The sequence below is a fragment of the Rhizobium sp. B230/85 genome (assembly GCF_019355735.1).
Lineage (GTDB): Bacteria > Pseudomonadota > Alphaproteobacteria > Rhizobiales > Rhizobiaceae > Rhizobium > Rhizobium rhododendri.
In genome coordinates this window covers 3,400,895-3,419,854 of sequence record NZ_CP072156.1, presented here as the reverse complement: position 1 = coordinate 3,419,854, position 18,960 = coordinate 3,400,895, and the positions used below count along the sequence as shown (strand labels likewise).

The following is an 18,960-nucleotide window of genomic DNA, read 5'->3' as shown; positions in this document are numbered from 1 at the left end:
CCGCACATCCTGCTCCCCAAAAATCCCCGCAATTCTTCCCCATTTTCCGCCGTGTCGACACCTGCGTCAAATGCGTCGCAAAAGAACCGTTGTGTCGGTTTTCGATTTGCGATTTGTATGGCCCATTGGAAGAGCTCTTCCCCAAGGAGTAAGTGCAAATGCGGAAATACTCGGTTTTTGCCGTGGCTCGCGAGGCGTTACGTGGACACAAAGGCTGGGACGCCCAGTGGACCTCGCCCGAGCCGCGCAAGGAATACGATGTCGTCATCATCGGCGCCGGGGGCCACGGGCTTGGGGCGGCCTATTATCTGGCCAAGGAGCACGGCATAACCAATGTCGCTGTCATCGAGAAGGGCTGGCTCGGCGGCGGCAATACCGGCCGCAACACCACCATCATCCGCTCGAACTATCTCTACGAAGAGAGCATGCACATCTACGAGCACTCGCTGAAGCTTTGGGAAGGGCTGAGCCAGGAGCTTAACTACAACGTCATGTATTCGCCGCGCGGCGTGATGATGCTGTCGCACAACGTCCACGACCAGCAGTCGTTCAAGCGCCATATCCATGCCAACCGGCTCTACGGCATAGACAACGAGTGGATGACGCCAGAGCAAGCAAAGGCTTTCTGTCCGCCGCTCGATATCTCGGCCAGCGCCCGCTATCCGATCAACGGTGCAGCCCTGCAGCGCCGTGGCGGTACTGCGCGTCACGATGCCGTCGCCTGGGGCTATGCCCGCGCTGCGGCCGACCGTGGCGTGCACATCATCCAGAATTGCGAAGTCACCGGCATCCGGCGCGGGCCGAACGGCGAGGTCACCGGCGTCGATACGACGCGCGGCCTGATCGGCACGAAGAAGATCGGCGTTTCCGCTGCCGGCCACACGACGACCGTGATGAAGATGGCCGATGTCCGCGTGCCACTGCAGTCGACGCCGCTGCAGGCGCTGGTGTCCGAGCCGCTGAAGCCGATTTTCCCCTGCGTCGTCATGTCGAACACCGTGCATGCCTATATTTCGCAGTCCGACAAGGGCGAGCTGGTAATTGGGGCCGGTACCGACCAGTACAATTCCTACTCCCAGACCGGCGGCCTGCAGATCATCACCCATACGCTCGATGCGATCTGCGAACTTTTCCCGATGTTCCGGCGCGTCAAGATGATGCGCTCCTGGGGCGGTATCGTCGACAATACGCCGGATCGCTCGGCCATCCAGTCGAGGACGCCGGTGCCGGGGCTTTACGTCAATTGCGGCTGGGGCACGGGCGGCTTCAAGGCAACGCCGGGCTCGGCCCATCTGTTTGCCCACCTGATCGCCCGCGACGAACCGCACAAGTTTTCCGCCGGCCTGGCGCTGGACCGCTTCCGGTCCGGCCGGTTGATCGACGAAGCGGCAGCTGCGGCGGTGGCGCATTGATGTCTCGAGTTCGGAGCCACTCCCCTCTGTCACCGTCGGTGACATCTCCCCCACAAGGGGGGAGATCACCATCGACGCTGGTTTTCAGAAGGGAAATGAATGATCTCCCCCCTTGTGGGCGAGATGTCCCGAAGGGACAGAGGGGGGTAGGCCGCCACATGCGGGCCACTCTCCATCCTGCCGCCGAATATCACATAAGTCATACCCACCGGGCCGGGAGTTCCCCATGCTGCTGATCTACTGCCCCTACTGTCGGGAAGAACGTTCGGAACTCGAGTTCCGCAACTGCGGCGATGCCCATATCGTGCGCCCGGCCGATATTGCCGCGATCTCGGACGAAGAATTCGAGGAGTTCTTCTTCCTGCGCGATAATCCAAAGGGCCTGATTTTCGAGCGCTGGCGGCATATGCACGGCTGCGGCCGGTTCTTCAACGCGGCCCGCGATACTGTCAGCGACAAGTTCTTGCAGACCTACAAGGCCGGCGAACCGAAGCCCGATATCGACGCCACCGCAGTCACAAACGCGCCCGTCGAAACCTATGAAGCGACGGAAGGAGACGCCCGATGAGCGGCGCCAATCGTATCCCCGGTGCCGGCCGCCTGACGCCCGCCAAGACCGCCCGCTTCACCTTTGACGGCAAGACCTACACCGCGCTCGAGGGCGATACTGCCGCGTCGGCGCTGCTCGCAAACGGCGTCCACCTGGTCGGCCGCTCGTTCAAATATCACCGGCCGCGCGGCATCCTGTCGTCGGGTGCCGAGGAGCCGAACGCGCTGCTCGACATTTCGCGAGATTCGGCACGACGCCAGCCGAATGTGCGGGCCAGCGTGCAGGAAGTGTTCGATGGCATGAAGGTGCTTTCGCAGAACCGCTTTCCGTCGCTCGGCTTCGACATCGGCGGCATCAACAATTTCCTGTCACCGTTCTTTGCCGCCGGTTTTTACTACAAGACCTTTATGTGGCCGAAGGCTGCCTGGAAGAACCTCTATGAGCCGATCATCCGCCGTGCTGCGGGTCTCGGCGTGGCGCCTACCGAGGCCGATCCGGACCACTATGCCAGCCGATTTGCCCATTGCGACGTGCTGGTGGTCGGCGGCGGCATTGCCGGCCTGTCGGCAGCGCTCGCTGCTGCCGAAGCCGGTGCCAAGGTCATGCTCTGCGACGAGCAGGCGACTGTCGGTGGCGCGCTGCATTTCGATGCCAGCGTTCGGATTGACGGCGTCGATGGCTATGACTGGGCGCAGTCCGTCGCGGCACGGTTGAAGGCCATGCCGAATGTCGAAGTGCTGACACGCACCACGGCTTTTGGCTACTACAACCACAATTTCGCGGCGTTGGCCGAACGCGTCACCGACCATATGGCCCGCCCTGACCGCAAGCTGCCGCGCGAACGGCTGATCCAGGTTCGCGCCCGGCGTGTCATCCTCGCCACCGGCGCCATCGAGCGGCACATGGTGTTTGCCAACAACGACCGCCCGGGCATTATGCTGGCATCGGCCGCGCGCGAGTATCTCAACCATTACGGCGTCGCTGTCGGCGCCAGGATCGGCGTCTACACGGCCCATGATTCGGCCTATGAAGCCGCCTTCGACCTCAAAAAGGCCGGCGTGTCTGTGTCTGCCATCGTCGATTGCCGGACCCGGCCCGGCGAGGCGGTGCTGGCGGAAGCCCGCCGTCTCGGCATCGAAGTTCTCGCAGGCCATTCGGTCATCGATACCTCGGGCCGGCTTCGGGTATCGTCGATGACAGTTGCACGCAACGGCGGCGGCGCCAAGCGCAAGATTGCCGTCGATGCGTTGCTTATGTCGGCTGGCTGGACGCCGTCGGTTCATATGTTCTCGCAGTCTCGGGGAAAACTGAGGTTCGATGCAGAGGGGCAGCGCTTCCTGCCCGGCACCTATGCGCAGGATTGCCTGTCCATCGGCGCCTGCAACGGTACCGACGGCCTGCAGCAGACCATCGAAGAATCGCTGGCTGCAGGCGAACTGATGGCGCGGGCAACAGGTGCTACCGGTGACGGCAACATCCTGCTGACCGGCGAACAGGCCTTCGAGTGGACCGGCGGCATGGTCGGCGCTGCCGAAGGTGCCGGCCCGGATACCTCTGCCAAGGCCTTCGTCGATTTCCAGCACGATGTCTGCGCCAAGGATATACGGCTCGCAGTGCGCGAGGGCATGCACTCCATCGAGCATATCAAGCGCTTCACGACCAACGGCATGGCATCCGACCAGGGCAAGCTGTCGAACATGCACGGGCTGGCGATTGCCGCAGAAGTGCTGGACCGCCCCATTCCCCAGGTGGGCCTGACGACCTTCCGCTCCCCCTATACGCCGGTCACCTACGGCACGCTGGTCGGCCATTCGCGTGGCGATCACTTCGATCCCGCTCGCAAGACGCCGCTGCACGCCTGGGAAGAGGCGCACGGAGCGATCTTCGAGGATGTCGGCAACTGGAAGCGCGCCTGGTTCTATCCGCGCGCCGGCGAGACGATGCACCAGGCGGTCAACCGCGAGTGCCGCACCGTGCGTGCAGTTGCGGGCATCTTCGATGCCTCGACGCTCGGCAAGATCGAGGTGGTCGGCCCCGATGCGGCGGAATTCCTCAACCTCATCTATACCAATGCCTGGGATACGCTGAAGCCCGGCCGCTGCCGATACGGCATCATGCTGCGTGAAGACGGCTTCGTCTATGACGACGGCGTCGTCGGGCGGCTGGCCGAGGACCGCTTCCACGTGACGACGACGACAGGCGGTGCGCCGCGCGTGATGCACCATATGGAAGACTACCTTCAGACGGAATTTCCGCATCTGAAGGTGTGGCTGACATCGACGACCGAGCAATGGGCGGTCATCGCTGTCCAGGGGCCGAAGGCCCGCGAGATCATCGAGCCATTCGTCGAGGGCATCGACCTGTCCAACGAGGCATTTCCGCACATGAGTGTTGCAGAAGGCAAGTTCTGTGGCGTCCCGACACGGCTGTTCCGCGTCTCGTTTACCGGCGATGTCGGCTACGAGATCAACGTGCCGGCGGATTATGGACAGTCGGTGCTCGAAGCTGTCTGGGCCCGTGCGGAGAAACTCGGTGCCTGCGCCTATGGCACCGAGACCATGCACGTGCTGCGCGCCGAGAAGGGTTACATCATCGTTGGCCAGGATACCGACGGCACCGTTACCCCAGATGATGCCGGCCTCAACTGGGCGGTTTCAAAGAAGAAGACGGATTTCGTCGGAATCCGTGGCCTGAAGCGGCCGGATCTCGTCAAGCCGGGCCGCAAGCAGCTGGTCGGGCTGATTACCAAGGATCCGAACGTCGTTCTGGAGGAGGGCGCCCAGATCGTTGCCGATCCGAACGAGCCTAAGCCGATGACTATGCTTGGCCACGTGACGTCGGCCTACTGGTCGGAAAATTGCGGTCGGTCCATCGCTTTCGCGCTGGTGGCCGGTGGCCGCGAGCGCATCGGCAAAACGCTCTATGTGCCGATGCCCGACAAGACAATCGCCGTCGAGGTGACCGACATGGTGTTCTTTGACAAGGAAGGAGGCCGGATCCATGGTTGATCAGGCAATTCGCACATCGCCGCTCGCCGGGCGCCACGGCGGCTCCGCCGGCGTTCGCCTGACACCGGCCAAGCCCGCCAGCCGAATATCGCTGCGCGCCCCCGATGCCTCCGTTGCAGCCCTGTCATCCGCGCTCGGCCTGGCCCTGCCGACAAGCCCGAAGACGTCGGCCCAGACGGGAAACCGGATGGCGCTGTGGCTTGGGCCGGACGAATGGCTGGTCATTGACGACGGCGAAGTCGATCTGGTTGCCATTGCGGGCGGCTCGGGCGTGCTGCATTCGGCAGCCGATGTGTCCCACCGCAACGCCGGCATTGTCGTGTCGGGGCCCGATGCCGAAGCCTGCCTTTCGGCCGGCTGCCCGCAGGACCTGTCGCTCGCCGTCTTTCCGGTCGGCGCCTGCTCGCGCACGCTGTTCGGAAAGGTAGAGATCGTGCTGGTGCGGCTGGATGCGGAGACTTTCAAGGTCGAGTGCTGGCGGTCGTTTTCGGAGTATGTTTTCGGGCTTCTGGCCGAAGCCTCGGAAGACGCCGCGCACTGAGGAAACATTTCGCTGAAGCCATTGTCCCCGCCTCGTGCGGGGATTTTTCGTTGGGCTTTGCTCAACGGTTGCGGCGATACCCCGCCAGCATTCCCCGGTTCACGGCTCGAGTGCCGCATCAAGTTCTTTGATTGAGGCGGTCAGCGCCCGCTCGAGCGGTGCGGGATCGTCTTCCGTCACCAGCCAAATCGTTGCCCCCTCCAGGCGGGCCAGTGCGTCGGTCGCCAGATCGCGGGCTCGCTGCAGGCCTACCTTGCCGGCGATAGTTTCTGCCAGGCGATCCCGGGATCCCGCGAAAAAGGATCGCACGGATGCCTTTGCCAGCGGTGTTTCCTCTCCCGTGCCGTAAGCCAGATGCAGCGCAACGCATCGCTTTCTGTCGGCGAACGTCGTGGCAATCGCACGAAGCACGGCTTCATAGGCTGCTTTGCCATTCTTTTGATCATCGCCGATGGCGGCAAACGTCTCATCGAGTGTCATGGCGATGACGTCGGCAACGAGCGCTTCCTTGTTCGGAAACCGGACGTAGAGCGACGCCTTGCGCAATCCGACCACGTCAGCAAGGTCCTGCATCGAGGCGCCGGCATATCCCTTGTCGCGAAACAGCTCGCGGGCGGCAGCGACGATGTCTTTTCGCAGCACTTTCATTTTTGGTTTCCGGTCCCGATTGTCGACGGATCTTCCTCGCACGAAATAAACGAAATAGCCACTTGATAAAACCGACCGTTCGGTAGTATTTGACGTGGAAGGGCTTTTGCGTGTGGCCCCGGCCGATCCCGGCCAACGATAAGCGCGTGTGACGCAATTTCCTTAAGCACCCATGAGGTCGAGAATGAACATCAACTATCGAACGATACAGGTGGGTGACGTCGAAGTGGCGTACCGGGAAGCCGGGCCGACCGATGCGCCCGTGATTCTGCTGCTGCATGGGTTCCCGACATCAAGCCATATGTTCCGCGATCTTATTCCGCTGCTTTCCGACCGCTATCGCCTCGTCGCTCCCGACCTGCCGGGGTTCGGGCAAACAAAAGCCCCGCCGCGTGGAACGTTCGACTATACATTCGACAACCTGGCAAAGACGATCGACGGCTTTACCGAAGCTCTCGGCCTGACATCATATGCGCTCTATGTCTTCGACTACGGCGCGCCCACCGGCTACCGGATCGCCGTCGCTCATCCCGAGCGGGTCACGGCCATTATCAGCCAGAACGGCAATGCCTACATGGATGGATTTAGCGACCAGTGGGGCCCTTGGCAGTCCTATTGGCGTGAACCGACGCCGGAGAACCGGGAAGCCTGTAGGGCGTCGCTGACCCCCGAAGCCATCCGCGACTGGCAATATCTCACAGGAACCCCGCCGCAGCGGGTGTCGCCCGATGGCTACACGCTCGACATCGCTTACATGGCGCGCCACGGTGCCGATGAGATCCAGCTCGATCTCATTCTGGACTATCGCTCCAACGTTGCGAGATATCCTGAGTTTCAGGCCTACTTCCGAAAGCATCAGCCGCCATTGCTTGCCGTCTGGGGCAGGCATGACCCGGCCTTCATTCCGCCCGGCGCCGAGGCCTACAAGCGTGATCTTCCGGATGCGGAGGTGCACTTGCTGGACACCGGCCACTTCGCGCTTGAGACGCATGCATCGGAGATCGCCGCGTTGATCCGCACCTTCCTGGAAAATCGCCTTCAGCCCCCGGCTCGGTGATTTCGCCTACGCCGAGGCGACAGCGCCGTGTCCATGAATTTACTCATGGTCCTCCGGCCTGTCCTTCGGATCGAACTGGGTGATGGTGATCCAGGTGGCGGTGAGGGCGGGCTTGCGTTCGTCCTCGATCTCGACCGTCACCTCGTAGGTGAGCATGATCATGCCGGCGCCGCGGAAGCGGGCTTCGGTGAGGATGAAATGGCCACGGATGCGATTGCCGGGCTTCACCGGAGACATGAAGCGGACTTTTTCAAAGCCGTAATTAATACCCATCGTCTGCTCGCGGATTTTCGGCAGGCAATCGTAGTTCATGGCCGACAGCAGCGACAATGTCAGGAAACCGTGGGCAATCGTGCCGCCGAACGGGGTCTCGGCGCGGGCACGTTCCGGATCGACATGAATGAACTGATGGTCGTGGGTGGCATCGGCAAATGCGTCGATCATCGTCTGGTCGACGAGCATCCAGGCAGACAGTCCGACTTCCGTGCCGACGATATGCTGGACGTCCGATAGTGAAATCTCGCGTGGCATTGTCTCTCCTTCGATCGGTATCGATGACCAAGACGTACATCGCTCAGGCGATGAAAGCGATATGAATTCTTTAGGTTTATCGCCTCTGGACCAAGAAACGGACGGTGCGTGAGGGGACCGAAATATGCCCGGCAACCTCCGCCTCACTGCTGGCGGAGAGAAGACGCCAGGGGTTGGAGCCCGACCCCGGAAGCGCGAACGCTTGCTCCGCATGCGTCCGGTTGATCACGACGGCGAGACGCGCCGGTTTCCGATCGAGACGGTCGACCGTGTTCAACACCATCGTCAGCGTGGATAGATCGGGTGTCTGCCATTGCTCGACCGTCATCGGCGCTGCCGAGGGCGAGAGCCAGGCGACGTCCTCGTCAGTCAGGAAGCCGGTCTGCGAAAAAATGGCGAAGCGCTTGCGGACGTCTGCAAGAAACGAGGTATGGCTGACCAGTTCGTCGTCGAACGCCGCCCAGTCCACCCAGGTGATGGCGTTGTCCTGGCAATAGGCATTGTTGTTTCCGCGCTGCGAACGTCCAGCCTCGTCGCCGGCTGTCAGCATGATCGAGCCGCGCGTGGCAAACAAGGTCGACAGCATCGCCATGACATCAGTGCGACGTCTCGTGATGATCTCGCTGTCGTCGGTTTCACCCTCGACACCGTTGTTCCAGGAGAGATTGTCGCTATGGCCGTCGCGGTTGTTTTCGCCGTTGGCCTCATTGTGCTTCTGGGTGTTGGAGACGAGGTCCATCAGCGTGAACCCGTCATGGGCGGCAAGGAAGCTGACGCTGCGGGTCTGCTTGCGGCCGTCGCGCTCGAACGATGGTGCCGAGCCGGCGAGCAGTGTCGCAAGATCGCCGGTCATGCCTTGGTCGCCGCGCCAGTAGCGGCGCGTGTCGTCGCGGGCGCGGTCGTTCCACTCGAGAAACGGCGCCGGGAAATTGCCGAGCTGGTAGCCGCCGGGACCGATATCCCAGGGTTCGGCGATCATGACCCTGTCGGCCAGTACGTCATCGGCCAGCATGGCGCTGAGGGTTTCGCCGTGGGGCTGGAAACCTTCGGCGGTACGGCCGATGATCGGCGCCAGATCGAAGCGGAAACCGTCTATGCCTGCCTGCAGCACGAAATGACGCAGACTGTCTATGATCAGCTGGCGGATATAGGGATGGTCGCAGGCCACCGTGTTACCGGTGCCCGTGTCGTTGACGAGTTCGCCGGGGCTACCTTCGACATGACGGTAGAAAGACAGGTTGTCGAGGCCGCGCAGAGACAGGGTGCTGCCCTCTCGGTCGCTCTCGCCGGTGTGGTTGAAGACCAGATCGAGAATGACGGCAATGCCTTCTGCATGCAGTGCTGCGACAGTGTCGCGAAGCTCCGTCATGCCACCTGGGACCAGCCGGGGGTCGAGCGCCATGAACGACACCGGATTGTATCCCCAACCGTTGGTCAGCCCGAGCGGTGGCAGATGTCGCTCGTCGATCCAGGCGGTGATCGGCATCAGCTCGATGGCATCGACGCCGATCCGCTTCAAATGGCGGATAACTGCGGGATGGGCGAGGGCGCCGACCGTGCCGCGCCGGGCCTCGGGGACATCGGTATTGAGGATTGTGAAAGGCTTGACGGCGACTTCGTAGATCAGACCGCCGGGCGCGAAGCGGGGCGCCTCGCGCCTCGCGGCGATGTCGGCTGTCACGACCGCCTTCGGCATCAGCGCTGCCGTATCCTCGCCGAAAATTCCGAGCCGGCTGTGGTAGACGAAGGGACGGTCGAAGATCCTGGCATAGGGGTCGGCGAGGAGTTTTGCCGGATCGAACCATAGGCCGTTGTCGGGATCGTAGGGACCGTGCGCCCGGTAGCCGTAGCGCGCACCCTCTTTCAATCCCGGCACGATGACACGGTGAACATCGCCATCCCGCGTCATCGGCAGGCGTGCGGTTTCGGTGCCTGCTTTATCAAAGATGCAGAGCTCGAGCAGGGTGGCGTGGCTTGACCATACCGCAAATTCGGCGCCGTCGGTTGTGAGGACGACGCCGCCCTGCTGCAGCTTTTTTGCCATCTGCCGGATCAGGTGATGACGGTCGGTGCAGGGCGACCGGTTCGGCCGCTGATGTCTGCAACCGACTGGGCCGCTGCGATCAGATCTGCAAGTGCTGCCTGCGTTTCGATGTTGTGGCGGGTCGAGTCGGGCTCGTAACGCTCGATGTAGAGGCGCAGCGTGGCGCCGGATGTGCCGGTGCCGGAAAGCCGGAAGACGATGCGCGAACCGCCTTCGAACAGGATGCGGATCCCCTGGTTGTTGCTGACCGACTTGTCGACCGGGTCGTGGTAAGAGAAGTCGTCGGCGGACGTCACCGTCAGGTTGCCGATCTTGGTGCCCGGCAGGGTCGGCAGCTTTTCGCGCAGCGCGTCGATAAGGCCGTTGGCGGCTTCCGTGTCGACGCCTTCATAGTCGTGGCGCGAATAGTAGTTGCGGCCGTAGGTCGCCCAATGCTGGCCCATGATGTCGGCAACGCTTTCGCCGCGCACCGCCAGGATGTTGAGCCAGAGCAGCACCGCCCAGAGGCCGTCCTTTTCGCGAACGTGGTTCGAGCCGGTGCCGGAGCTTTCCTCGCCGCAGATCGTCGCCATGCCGGCATCGAGCAGGTTGCCGAAGAATTTCCAGCCGGTCGGGGTTTCATACATGCCGATGCCGCGCTTCTCGGCGACACGGTCGGCGGCGCCCGAAGTCGGCATGGAGCGGGCGATGCCGACGATGCCGTGCGAATAGCCGGGTGCCAGGTTCGCATTGGCGGCAAGAATGGCGAGGCTGTCGGACGGGGTCACGTAGGCGCCCTTGCCGATGATCAGGTTACGGTCGCCGTCGCCATCGGATGCCGCACCGAAATCGGGGGCATCGTCGCTCATCATCTCCTCGTAGAGTTCATGGCAATTGGCGAGGTTCGGGTCCGGATGGTGGCCACCGAAGTCGGGAAGCGGCTTGAAGTTGCGGACAGATCCCGAAGGCGCGCCGAGGCGATTTTCGAGGATTTCCTTGGCATAGGGGCCGGTGACTGCGCTCATCGCATCGAAACAGATGCGAAAGCCGAGGCTGATCAGGTTGCGGATGGCGCCGAAGTCGAACAGCTCTTCCATAAGCGCTGCGTAGTCCTCGACAGAATCGATGACCGAGACGATCATGCCGCCCGGCATTTCTTCCTTGCCGATGCGGTCGAGATTGACGTCAGGGAAGTCGGCGATCTTGTAGCTGTCGATGACCTTGGTGCGTTCAAAGATCGCGTCGGTGATCTTTTCAGGAGCAGGGCCGCCGTTTCCGGTGTTGTATTTGATGCCGAAGTCTTCGGTCGGGCCGCCGGGATTGTGGCTTGCCGAGAGGATGATGCCGCCGAAGGCCTTGTATTTGCGGATGACATGGGAGGCGGCCGGGGTCGACAGGATGCCGGCCTTGCCGACCATTACCTTGCCGAAGCCATTGGCTGCGGCCATTTTGATGGCCTTCTGGATGACATCGCGATTGTAGTAGCGACCGTCGCCGCCGATGACCAATATCTTGCCCTGAAAGCCTTCCAGCGAATCGAATATCGACTGGATAAAGTTCTCGGCATAGTTCGGCTGCTGAAATTCCGGGACTTTCTTGCGCAGGCCGGAAGTGCCGGGTTTCTGGTCAAGATAGGGTGTTGTCGGAACCGCTTTGATCATCGGGTTAGTTGCCTTTCGAGACGAGGCTGGAATAAAGGGCGGCGTAGCGCTCTGCGCTCTTTCCCCAGGATACGTCGGATTTCATGCCCTGCTTTTGCATCTGCGTCCAGAGTTTTCGATCCTGAAACAGCCGGATGGCGCGGCGTACTGCCTGCAAAAGACCGTCTACCGTGACCGGTGCAAACTGCACACCGGTGGCTACTTTTGCCTGTAGAGCAGCGTGATTGGCGTCGATGACGGTGTCGTTCAGCCCACCGGTGCGTGCCACGATCGGCACGCAGCCGTAGCGTAGGCCGTAGAGCTGGGTCAGCCCGCAAGGCTCGAAACGGGAGGGAATGATGATGCCGTCGCAGCCTGCCTGCATCAGGTGCGACATCGGTTCGTTATAGCCGACGGCCATGCCGACGCGGCCGGGATGGGCAGCGGTTGCTGCGAGCAATGCACCCTCGAGTGCTGCGTCGCCGGCGCCGAGGATAGCGAGCTTGGCACCCATGCCGACAATCTCGTCGATCGTGGTGGCGACGAGGTCCATACCCTTCTGCCAGGTCAGGCGGCTGATGATGCAGAAGATCGGCGCATCGTCGTTGTCGAGATGAAAATGGTCGATGATCGCCAGCCGGTTCTCGTCCCTCTTTGTGAGCTTCGAGAGGCTGAAGTTCTGGCTGATCATCGCATCGGTGTCCGGGTTCCAGACGTCTGAATCGATGCCGTTGACGATGCCGTGGAGGTCTCTCTGGCGGCTGGCAATGACGCCTTCCAGCCCCATGCCGAACTCGGGGGTGAGGATTTCTTCGGCGTAGGAGGGGCTGACGGTGGTGATCGCATGGGCTGCCTGCAGGCCACCCTTCAAGTAGCAGACGTCGCCGTAGTATTCGACGCCTTCCATGGAGAGGGCATGGCGCGGCAGCTTCAGCTTCGGGAAGATATCGTTGCCGAACTGGCCCTGGAAGGCGATGTTGTGGATGGTGACGACACTCGGGATTTCCGGTGTCTCGCTATAGCGCATGTAGACCGGCACCATGGCGGCCTGCCAGTCGTGGACATGGACGATGTCCGGCTTCCAGTCCGGAATCACTCCCGCCGCAATCTCGGCTCCGGCGAGCGACAGCGCGGCAAAGCGATGCCAGTTGTCGGGGTGGTCCCTGCCGCGTTCATCGACATAGGGGCCGCCGGCCCGGTCGAAATAGGCGGGGGCGTCGAGAACCAGCACCGACATGCCGTGATGGTCGACCTCGAGCAGGGTGGCGGGGGCGCCGAGCAAGTCGCTGAAGACATGTACGACGACGGGTGATCTTATGACGCTCATCACTGCCCGGTAGCCGGGCAGCAGGGTTTTGGTGTCGATGCCGTGGCTCTTAAGCGCTCCGGGCAGGGCTCCGACAACGTCGGCCAGGCCCCCTGTCTTGATCAATGGGAAGACTTCGGACGCGACCGACAGGACTTTCATATTATCAAATATCCAGTTTATCGATCATCGATTGGGTGATCAGGCAGATACCGCCTTCGCTTCGGCGGAAGCGCTTGGCGTCGAGCTCGATGTCCTCACCGACAACCAGACCCTCCGGAATGGTGACGCCGTGGTCGATAACGACGTTCTTCAGCTGCGCCCGGCGCCCGATCTTGACGCTCGGCAGCACGACGGCACCTTCGAGGCGCGAATATGAGTTCGCCCTGACGCCGGTGAACAGCAGGCTGTTCGACAGTGTCGCGCCCGATATGATGCAGTCGCCCGCGACCAGCGAGGATACGGCCGAGCCGCGGCGGTCTTCGTCGTCATGGACGAATTTCGCCGGCGGGTTGATTTCGGCATAGGTCCAGATCGGCCAGCTCTTGTCGTAGATATCGAGTTCGGGGACGATGGCCGTCAGATCGACATTGGCCTGCCAGTAGGCGTCGATGGTGCCGACGTCGCGCCAGTAGGGCTCGTTCTCGAAGTCGGAGCGAACGCAGGACTGGGCGAAGCGGTGGGCGACGGCTTTGCCGTTCTTGACGATGTAGGGAATGATATCCTTGCCGAAGTCGCGGCTGGAATTTGGATCGGCCGCATCGCGGCGCAGCTCCTCGATCAGGAACTTGGTGCGGAAGACATAGATGCCCATCGACGCGAAGGAGCTTTCCGGCTTGCCCGGGATTGCGGGTGGATCGGCGGGCTTCTCGACGAAATCGATGATGCGGTCATGCTCGTCGACGTGCACCACGCCGAAGCCGACAGCCTCCATGCGTGGCACTTCCAGGCAGCCGATGGTGACGTCAGCGCCTGAGTCGACATGCTGCTGCAGCATGTATTCGTAGTCCATCTTGTAGACGTGGTCGCCGGCCAGGATGACCATGTATTCGACGCCGTAGTCCTGGATGATGTCGATGTTCTGGAAGACGGCGTCGGCGGTGCCCTCGTACCACTGCGTTTCGGAAACGCGCTGGCTGGCCGGGAGGATGTCGAAGCTTTCGTTACGCTCGGGACGGAAAAAGTTCCAGCCGCGCTGCATGTGGCGGATCAGCGAGTGCGCCTTGTACTGCGTCGCAACGCCGATGCGACGGATACCGGAGTTCAGCGCGTTAGACAGCGCGAAATCGATAATGCGTGCCTTGCCGCCGAAGTACACCGCAGGCTTTGCGCGGCGGTCGGTCAGTTCCTTCAGGCGGCTTCCTCGGCCACCTGCGAGGACATAGGCCATAGCGTCGCGCGCCAGGGGCTGAATACGTTTCTCTACCATTTTATCCTCCCAATCGATTCTTAAAATTCCGGTTCCAGCAGAATGGTCGCCAGCGGCGGCAGGGTGATGTTGGCCATGATGCTTCCCCCGGCATTAACGGCCTGCACCCGTCCTCCGTTCCCTTTGCCGCTGCCGCCATAGATGTCGGCATCGGTATTCAGGATCTCCCGCCAGCGCCCCTCCGCTGGCAGTGGAAGCGCATAGTTCTCCCGATAGACAGGCGTGAAATTGGTGATCACGGCAATCGGCTTTTCACCCGGTGCCTTGCGCAGCCAGGCATAGACCGAGTTGGTGTCGTCATCCACGACGAGCCACTCGAAGCCTTCGCCCTCGCAGTCGCGCGCATGCAGCGACGGCTTGCTGCGGTAGGTGAAGTTGAGGTCGCGTACCAGCCTGCGCATGCCCTCGTGCATGCGGTATTGCAGCAAGTTCCAGTCGAGCGCTCGCTCCTCGCTCCATTCACTCCACTGGGCAAACTCCTGGCCCATGAACAACAGCTTCTTGCCGGGATAACCCCACATGAAGCCATAGAAAGCGCGCAGGTTGGCGAATTTCTGCCAGTCGTCGCCGGCCATCTTGGCGATCATCGAGCCCTTGCCGTGCACCACTTCGTCGTGGGAAATCGGCAGAACGAAATTTTCGGAATAGGCGTAGATCAGGCCGAAGGTCAGTTCGCTGTGGTGGTGCTTGCGATGCACGGGCTCACGGGCAAGATAGCTCAGCGTGTCGTGCATGAAGCCCATGTTCCACTTGAAGCCGAATCCCAGTCCGCCTTCGTGCACGGGCGCCGAAACCTTGGGCCACGAGGTGGACTCCTCGGCGATCGACATGACGCCGGGGTGGCTGCCGTAGAGCCGCTTGTTCATCTCCTGGAGGAAACGAACGGCCTCGAGGTTTTCGTTGCCACCATACTCGTTGGGCACCCATTCGCCGTGCTTGCGCGAATAGTCGAGGTAGAGCATCGAGGCGACGGCATCGACGCGCAAGCCGTCCAGATGGAATTTCTCGGCCCAATATACGGCGTTGTTGAGCAGGTAGGAGACGACCTCGGTGCGACCGAAATTGTAGATCGCGGTATTCCAGTCAGGATGAAAGCCCTGGCGTGGGTCGGCATGCTCGTAAAGGGCTGTGCCGTCGAAATGCCTGAGGCCGTGGGCGTCGGTCGGAAAGTGCGCCGGCACCCAGTCCAGGATGACGCTTACGCCAACTTTATGGGCGCCGTTGACGAAGCGGGCAAAGCCTTCGGGCTCTCCGAAACGGGCCGTTGGGGCGTAGAGACCGGTGGTCTGGTAGCCCCAGGAGGGATCATAGGGGTGCTCGGTGATCGGCAGGAATTCGATATGGGTAAAGCCCATGTCGACGACGTAGGGGATCAGCCGTGAGGCCATCTCGTCCCAGGACAGCATCGTGCCATCGTCGTTGCGCTGCCAGGAACCGGCATGCACTTCGTAGATGGAAATCGGCTGGCGACGGTGGTCGACATCCGACCAATGCTTTCTGTGGGCGTCGTCTTCCCAGTCCTGCACCAGTTCCGGTGTCGTCACCGATGCGTTCTTTGGACGCATCTCGCCGCGTCGTGCATAGGGATCGGCCTTGAGGGGCTGCAGATCGCCGTCCTTGCCGATGATCTCGTACTTGTAGGTGACGCCGGTCCGGACGTCCGGGGCAAAGATTTCCCAGATGCCGCTGTCGCTGCGCAGCCGCATGACGTGGCGGCGGCCGTCCCAGCCGTTGAATTCGCCGACGACGGAAACCCGGCGCGCATTGGGGGCCCAGACAGCGAAATGGAAGCCGTGGACGCCTTCATGCTTTAGCGGGTGGGCGCCCATCTTGTCGAACAGGCGAAGATCGGAGCCTTCGCGAGCGTAATAATCGTCCATCGGGCCGAGCACGGGGCCGAAGGAATAGGGATCCGTGACGGCCCATTCCGCATCGTCGCGGCGGGCGCGGTAGCGCACCGGTTGCAGCTTCGAAAGAGTTACCGGACCTGCGAAAAATCCGGCTGGATCGAGCATCTCGAGTTCGCCGATCAACGTACCGTCGATGGTGGTCGCGCTGACTGCCTCGGCACCGGGAACGAAGCATCGGACGACAAAGCCTTCGTCCGTCTTCTGCACCCCGAGGACCGAAAACGGGTCGGTATGCTCTGCGTTCAGTATCGCTGCGATCGTCTCGGCGGAGACGTTCTTTGCGGCCGTGCCTTCAGCGCCGGCTTTTCGTTTCTTCATCAAGCTCTCCAGATCTCATCCGCATACTGGCGGATGGTCCGGTCGGATGAGAACCAGCCCATGCGCGCCGTATTGCAGATGGTCTTGTTGTACCAGGTCGCCTTATCAGCCCAGAGAAGGTCGACGTCGCGCTGGGCGGCGGCGTAGCTGTCGAAATCGGCAGCAACCATGAACCAGTCATGGGCATAGATACCTTCGATCAGGTCGGTGTAGCGATTGCGGTCGTCCGGCGAAAAGACGCCCGAGGAGATGGCGGCCAGCGCCTGTGCCAGTTCGCGAGACTGCTCGATCACCTGGCGCGGGTTGTGCCCGTCGGTCCTGACCTTGGCAACCTGCTCGGCGGTAAGACCGAAGATGACGATGTTGTCGGCGCCGACATTGTCGCGCATCTCGACATTCGCGCCGTCCAGCGTGCCGATGGTGAGCGCGCCGTTGAGGCCGAATTTCATGTTGCCGGTGCCGGACGCTTCCATGCCGGCGGTCGAGATCTGCTCCGACAGGTCGGCAGCGGGCACCATCACTTCGGCAAGCGAGACGTTATAGTTCGGAATGAATACGACCTTCAGGAGACCGCGCACCGACGGGTCGTTGTTGATGACCTTGGCGACATCGTTGATCAGCTTGATGATCAGCTTTGCGTTGTGATAGCTCGGCGCCGCCTTGCCGGCGAACAGTTTGACGCGCGGCTGCCAGTCGAGTTCGGGATGCGATCGGATCTGGTCGTAGAGGGCCACGGTCTCGACGATATTGAGGAGCTGGCGCTTGTATTCGTGGATGCGCTTGATCTGGATGTCGAACATGGCATTCGGATCCAGCTTGATGCCCATGCGGCCGGCGACCAGATTGGAAAGGCGAGCCTTGTTGTCGCGCTTGATCTTGGCGAATTTTTCCTGGAAGGCGGCATCGCCGGCGAAGGCGTCGAGCGGCTTCAGCTTCTCGGCATCGTCCATGAAGGCGTCGCCGATGGTTTCGCGGATCAGGCTTGTCAGCCCCGGATTGCACTGCATCAGCCAGCGGCGCGGCGTGATGCCGTTGGTCTTGTTGTTGATGCGGTCGGGATAAAGCTTGTTCAGGTCGGCAAAGACCGTGTCCTTCATCAACTCGGTGTGCAAAGCAGACACGCCGTTGATGGAATGCGAGCCGATGAAGGCGAGGTTGCCCATCCGCAGGCGACGTTCGCCGCTCTCGTCGATCATGGAAACGCTGCGGATTTCGGCGTCGGTGAAGTTATGCACCTTGCGCGCTTCGAGCAGCACTGTGGTGTTGATCGCGTAGACGATCTGCATGTGGCGCGGCAGCAGCCGTTCGAACAAGGGGATCGGCCAGCTTTCCAGCGCTTCCGGCAGCAGCGTGTGGTTTGTGTAGGAAAACGTCTTGCGGGTGATGTCCCAGGCGGCGTCGAATTCGAAGCCGTGGACGTCGACCAGCAGGCGCATCAGTTCCGGAACGGAGACGGCCGGATGGGTGTCGTTCAGCTGGATAGCGACCTTGTCCGGCAGCGATGTCAGGTCGTCATACTGCTGCAGGTGGCGGCGGATAATGTCCTGCAGCGAGGCAGAGCAGAAGAAGAACTCCTGACGAAGGCGCAGTTCCTGGCCGGCCGGCGTGCCGTCTGCCGGGTAGAGGACGCGGGTCAGGCTCTCAGCCTTGTTGCTCTCGCGCAGCGCGCCGATATGATCGCCCGCATTGAAGGCGTCGAGCAGGATCGGATCGATCGGCTGGGCTGCCCACAGGCGCAGTGTGTTGACGCGCTTGCCGCGCCAGCCGACGACGGGTGTATCGAAGGCCGCGGCAATCACTCGCTCTGCGGGCTTCCAGACATAGCGCGGCGTATCCTCGTTGCCGGCGACGATTTCCACGGCACCGCCGTAGCCAACCTCGTATGCACTCTCGCGGCGCTCGAATTCCCAAGGGTTGCCGTGCGCCAGCCAGGTCTCCGGCAGTTCGACCTGCCAGCCATCTGCCATCTGCTGGCGGAACAGGCCGTGCACGTAGCGGATGCCGTAGCCATAAGCCGGCACGTCGACCGTGGCCATCGACTCCATGAAGCAGGCGGCGAGGCGGCCGAGGCCGCCGTTGCCAAGCGCTGCATCAGGCTCGAGGCTGGCGATGACGTTTACGTCGACACCGAGCGAGGTGAGGGCCTCGGTGATCTCTTCCATAAGTTCAAGATTGGAAATTGCATCGCGCATGAGGCGACCGATGAGGAATTCCAGAGACAGGTAATAGACGCGTTTGGCGCCGGATGCGTAGGTCTTGCGGGTGGATTCCATCCAGCGGTCGATGATCCGGTCCCGGATGACGAGGATGGTTGCGGTGAGCCAGTCGTGCGGCTTGGCGACCTTGGCATCCTTGCCGATACGGTAGGTCAGGCGCTCGATGATTTCTTCGGCCAGAATCTCAGGACGGGAACTGCGGGGCGCGGGCGCGGGGAGTGAGGCCCTTGAAATCGTATTCATGGTTGGTCTCGCCATTTATGATTTGTAATCAGAGTGTTAAATCTGAATAAATCGTTTTCCGAACGCGTCTCTGCCTCCAGTTTATGCACCGATATAGAGCAGTTGCAACAAAGGAATATCGCGAAAGC

The 18,960-nt window shown here is 61.7% G+C and carries 13 protein-coding genes; 5 read left to right on the top strand and 8 right to left on the bottom strand.

The features are described 5' to 3' along the window. The first annotated feature begins 158 nt into the window (after positions 1-158). The 4 genes from J5289_RS16435 to J5289_RS16420 all read left to right on the top strand — a co-directional run bounded on the left by J5289_RS16435 (position 159) and on the right by J5289_RS16420 (position 5,511). Positions 159-1,412: a sarcosine oxidase subunit beta family protein gene (locus J5289_RS16435; RefSeq protein ID WP_209184915.1), complete on the top strand. Its 1,254-nt coding sequence runs from the start codon at positions 159-161 to the stop codon at positions 1,410-1,412. 226 nt (positions 1,413-1,638) lie between these two features. Next, entirely contained in the window at positions 1,639-1,980 is a 342-nt protein-coding gene (locus tag J5289_RS16430; protein ID WP_209184914.1) for a sarcosine oxidase subunit delta, read from the top strand. Next, complete coding sequence (locus J5289_RS16425) at positions 1,977-4,970, top strand: sarcosine oxidase subunit alpha (protein WP_209184913.1); 2,994 nt, start codon at positions 1,977-1,979, stop codon at positions 4,968-4,970. The genes J5289_RS16430 and J5289_RS16425 overlap by 4 nt, the downstream gene beginning before the upstream one ends. Continuing rightward, entirely contained in the window at positions 4,963-5,511 is a 549-nt protein-coding gene (locus tag J5289_RS16420) for a sarcosine oxidase subunit gamma (RefSeq protein ID WP_209184912.1), read from the top strand. The genes J5289_RS16425 and J5289_RS16420 overlap by 8 nt, the downstream gene beginning before the upstream one ends. 99 nt (positions 5,512-5,610) lie before the next feature. Here J5289_RS16420 and J5289_RS16415 read toward each other — a convergent pair whose 3' ends face one another. Next, entirely contained in the window at positions 5,611-6,159 is a 549-nt protein-coding gene (locus tag J5289_RS16415) for a TetR/AcrR family transcriptional regulator (protein WP_209184911.1), read from the bottom strand. A 184-nt stretch (positions 6,160-6,343) separates the two neighbouring features. On the opposite strand from J5289_RS16415, the gene J5289_RS16410 reads away from it, so the two are divergent. Beyond that, entirely contained in the window at positions 6,344-7,216 is an 873-nt protein-coding gene (locus J5289_RS16410) for an alpha/beta fold hydrolase (protein WP_209184910.1), read from the top strand. Between the two features lie 39 nt (positions 7,217-7,255). Here the strand turns inward: J5289_RS16410 and J5289_RS16405 are convergent, their stop codons facing one another. The 7 genes from J5289_RS16405 to J5289_RS16375 all read right to left on the bottom strand — a co-directional run bounded on the left by J5289_RS16405 (position 7,256) and on the right by J5289_RS16375 (position 18,832). Then, positions 7,256-7,747 carry a MaoC family dehydratase gene (locus J5289_RS16405; RefSeq protein ID WP_111218770.1) on the bottom strand — a complete coding sequence of 164 codons (492 nt, stop codon included), beginning with the start codon at positions 7,745-7,747 and terminating at the stop codon, positions 7,256-7,258. 76 nt (positions 7,748-7,823) lie between these two features. Next, a complete protein-coding gene (gene glgX, locus J5289_RS16400; RefSeq protein WP_209184909.1) occupies positions 7,824-9,791 on the bottom strand; it encodes a glycogen debranching protein GlgX in 1,968 nt (655 codons plus the stop codon). A gap of 8 nt (positions 9,792-9,799) precedes the next feature. Then, on the bottom strand, positions 9,800-11,431 hold the full coding sequence (locus J5289_RS16395) for an alpha-D-glucose phosphate-specific phosphoglucomutase (protein WP_142830533.1): 1,632 nt from the start codon (positions 11,429-11,431) through the stop codon (positions 9,800-9,802). Between the two features lie 4 nt (positions 11,432-11,435). Then, on the bottom strand, positions 11,436-12,878 hold the full coding sequence (gene glgA / locus J5289_RS16390) for a glycogen synthase GlgA (RefSeq protein WP_209184908.1): 1,443 nt from the start codon (positions 12,876-12,878) through the stop codon (positions 11,436-11,438). Between the two features lie 4 nt (positions 12,879-12,882). After that, positions 12,883-14,145, bottom strand: a complete 1,263-nt coding sequence (gene glgC / locus J5289_RS16385) for a glucose-1-phosphate adenylyltransferase (RefSeq protein WP_142830536.1) — start codon at positions 14,143-14,145, stop codon at positions 12,883-12,885. Between the two features lie 20 nt (positions 14,146-14,165). Further along, positions 14,166-16,373 carry a 1,4-alpha-glucan branching protein GlgB gene (glgB, locus tag J5289_RS16380; protein ID WP_209184907.1) on the bottom strand — a complete coding sequence of 736 codons (2,208 nt, stop codon included), beginning with the start codon at positions 16,371-16,373 and terminating at the stop codon, positions 14,166-14,168. After that, a complete protein-coding gene (locus tag J5289_RS16375) occupies positions 16,373-18,832 on the bottom strand; it encodes a glycogen/starch/alpha-glucan phosphorylase (protein ID WP_209184906.1) in 2,460 nt (819 codons plus the stop codon). Before J5289_RS16375 ends, glgB begins: the two co-directional genes overlap by 1 nt. Positions 18,833-18,960: the final 128 nt, after the last annotated feature.

What these genes read in the sequence shown, in the direction of transcription:
- J5289_RS16435 (WP_209184915.1), top strand. Translation starts at nt 159, where the DNA reads ATGCGGAAATACTCGGTTTTTGCCGTGGCTCGCGAGGCGTTACGTGGA.
- J5289_RS16430 (WP_209184914.1), top strand. Translation starts at nt 1,639, where the DNA reads ATGCTGCTGATCTACTGCCCCTACTGTCGGGAAGAACGTTCGGAACTC.
- J5289_RS16425 (WP_209184913.1), top strand. Translation starts at nt 1,977, where the DNA reads ATGAGCGGCGCCAATCGTATCCCCGGTGCCGGCCGCCTGACGCCCGCC.
- J5289_RS16420 (WP_209184912.1), top strand. Translation starts at nt 4,963, where the DNA reads ATGGTTGATCAGGCAATTCGCACATCGCCGCTCGCCGGGCGCCACGGC.
- J5289_RS16415 (WP_209184911.1), bottom strand. Translation starts at nt 6,159, where the DNA reads ATGAAAGTGCTGCGAAAAGACATCGTCGCTGCCGCCCGCGAGCTGTTT.
- J5289_RS16410 (WP_209184910.1), top strand. Translation starts at nt 6,344, where the DNA reads ATGAACATCAACTATCGAACGATACAGGTGGGTGACGTCGAAGTGGCG.
- J5289_RS16405 (WP_111218770.1), bottom strand. Translation starts at nt 7,747, where the DNA reads ATGCCACGCGAGATTTCACTATCGGACGTCCAGCATATCGTCGGCACG.
- glgX (WP_209184909.1), bottom strand. Translation starts at nt 9,791, where the DNA reads ATGGCAAAAAAGCTGCAGCAGGGCGGCGTCGTCCTCACAACCGACGGC.
- J5289_RS16395 (WP_142830533.1), bottom strand. Translation starts at nt 11,431, where the DNA reads ATGATCAAAGCGGTTCCGACAACACCCTATCTTGACCAGAAACCCGGC.
- glgA (WP_209184908.1), bottom strand. Translation starts at nt 12,878, where the DNA reads ATGAAAGTCCTGTCGGTCGCGTCCGAAGTCTTCCCATTGATCAAGACA.
- glgC (WP_142830536.1), bottom strand. Translation starts at nt 14,145, where the DNA reads ATGGTAGAGAAACGTATTCAGCCCCTGGCGCGCGACGCTATGGCCTAT.
- glgB (WP_209184907.1), bottom strand. Translation starts at nt 16,373, where the DNA reads ATGAAGAAACGAAAAGCCGGCGCTGAAGGCACGGCCGCAAAGAACGTC.
- J5289_RS16375 (WP_209184906.1), bottom strand. Translation starts at nt 18,832, where the DNA reads ATGAATACGATTTCAAGGGCCTCACTCCCCGCGCCCGCGCCCCGCAGT.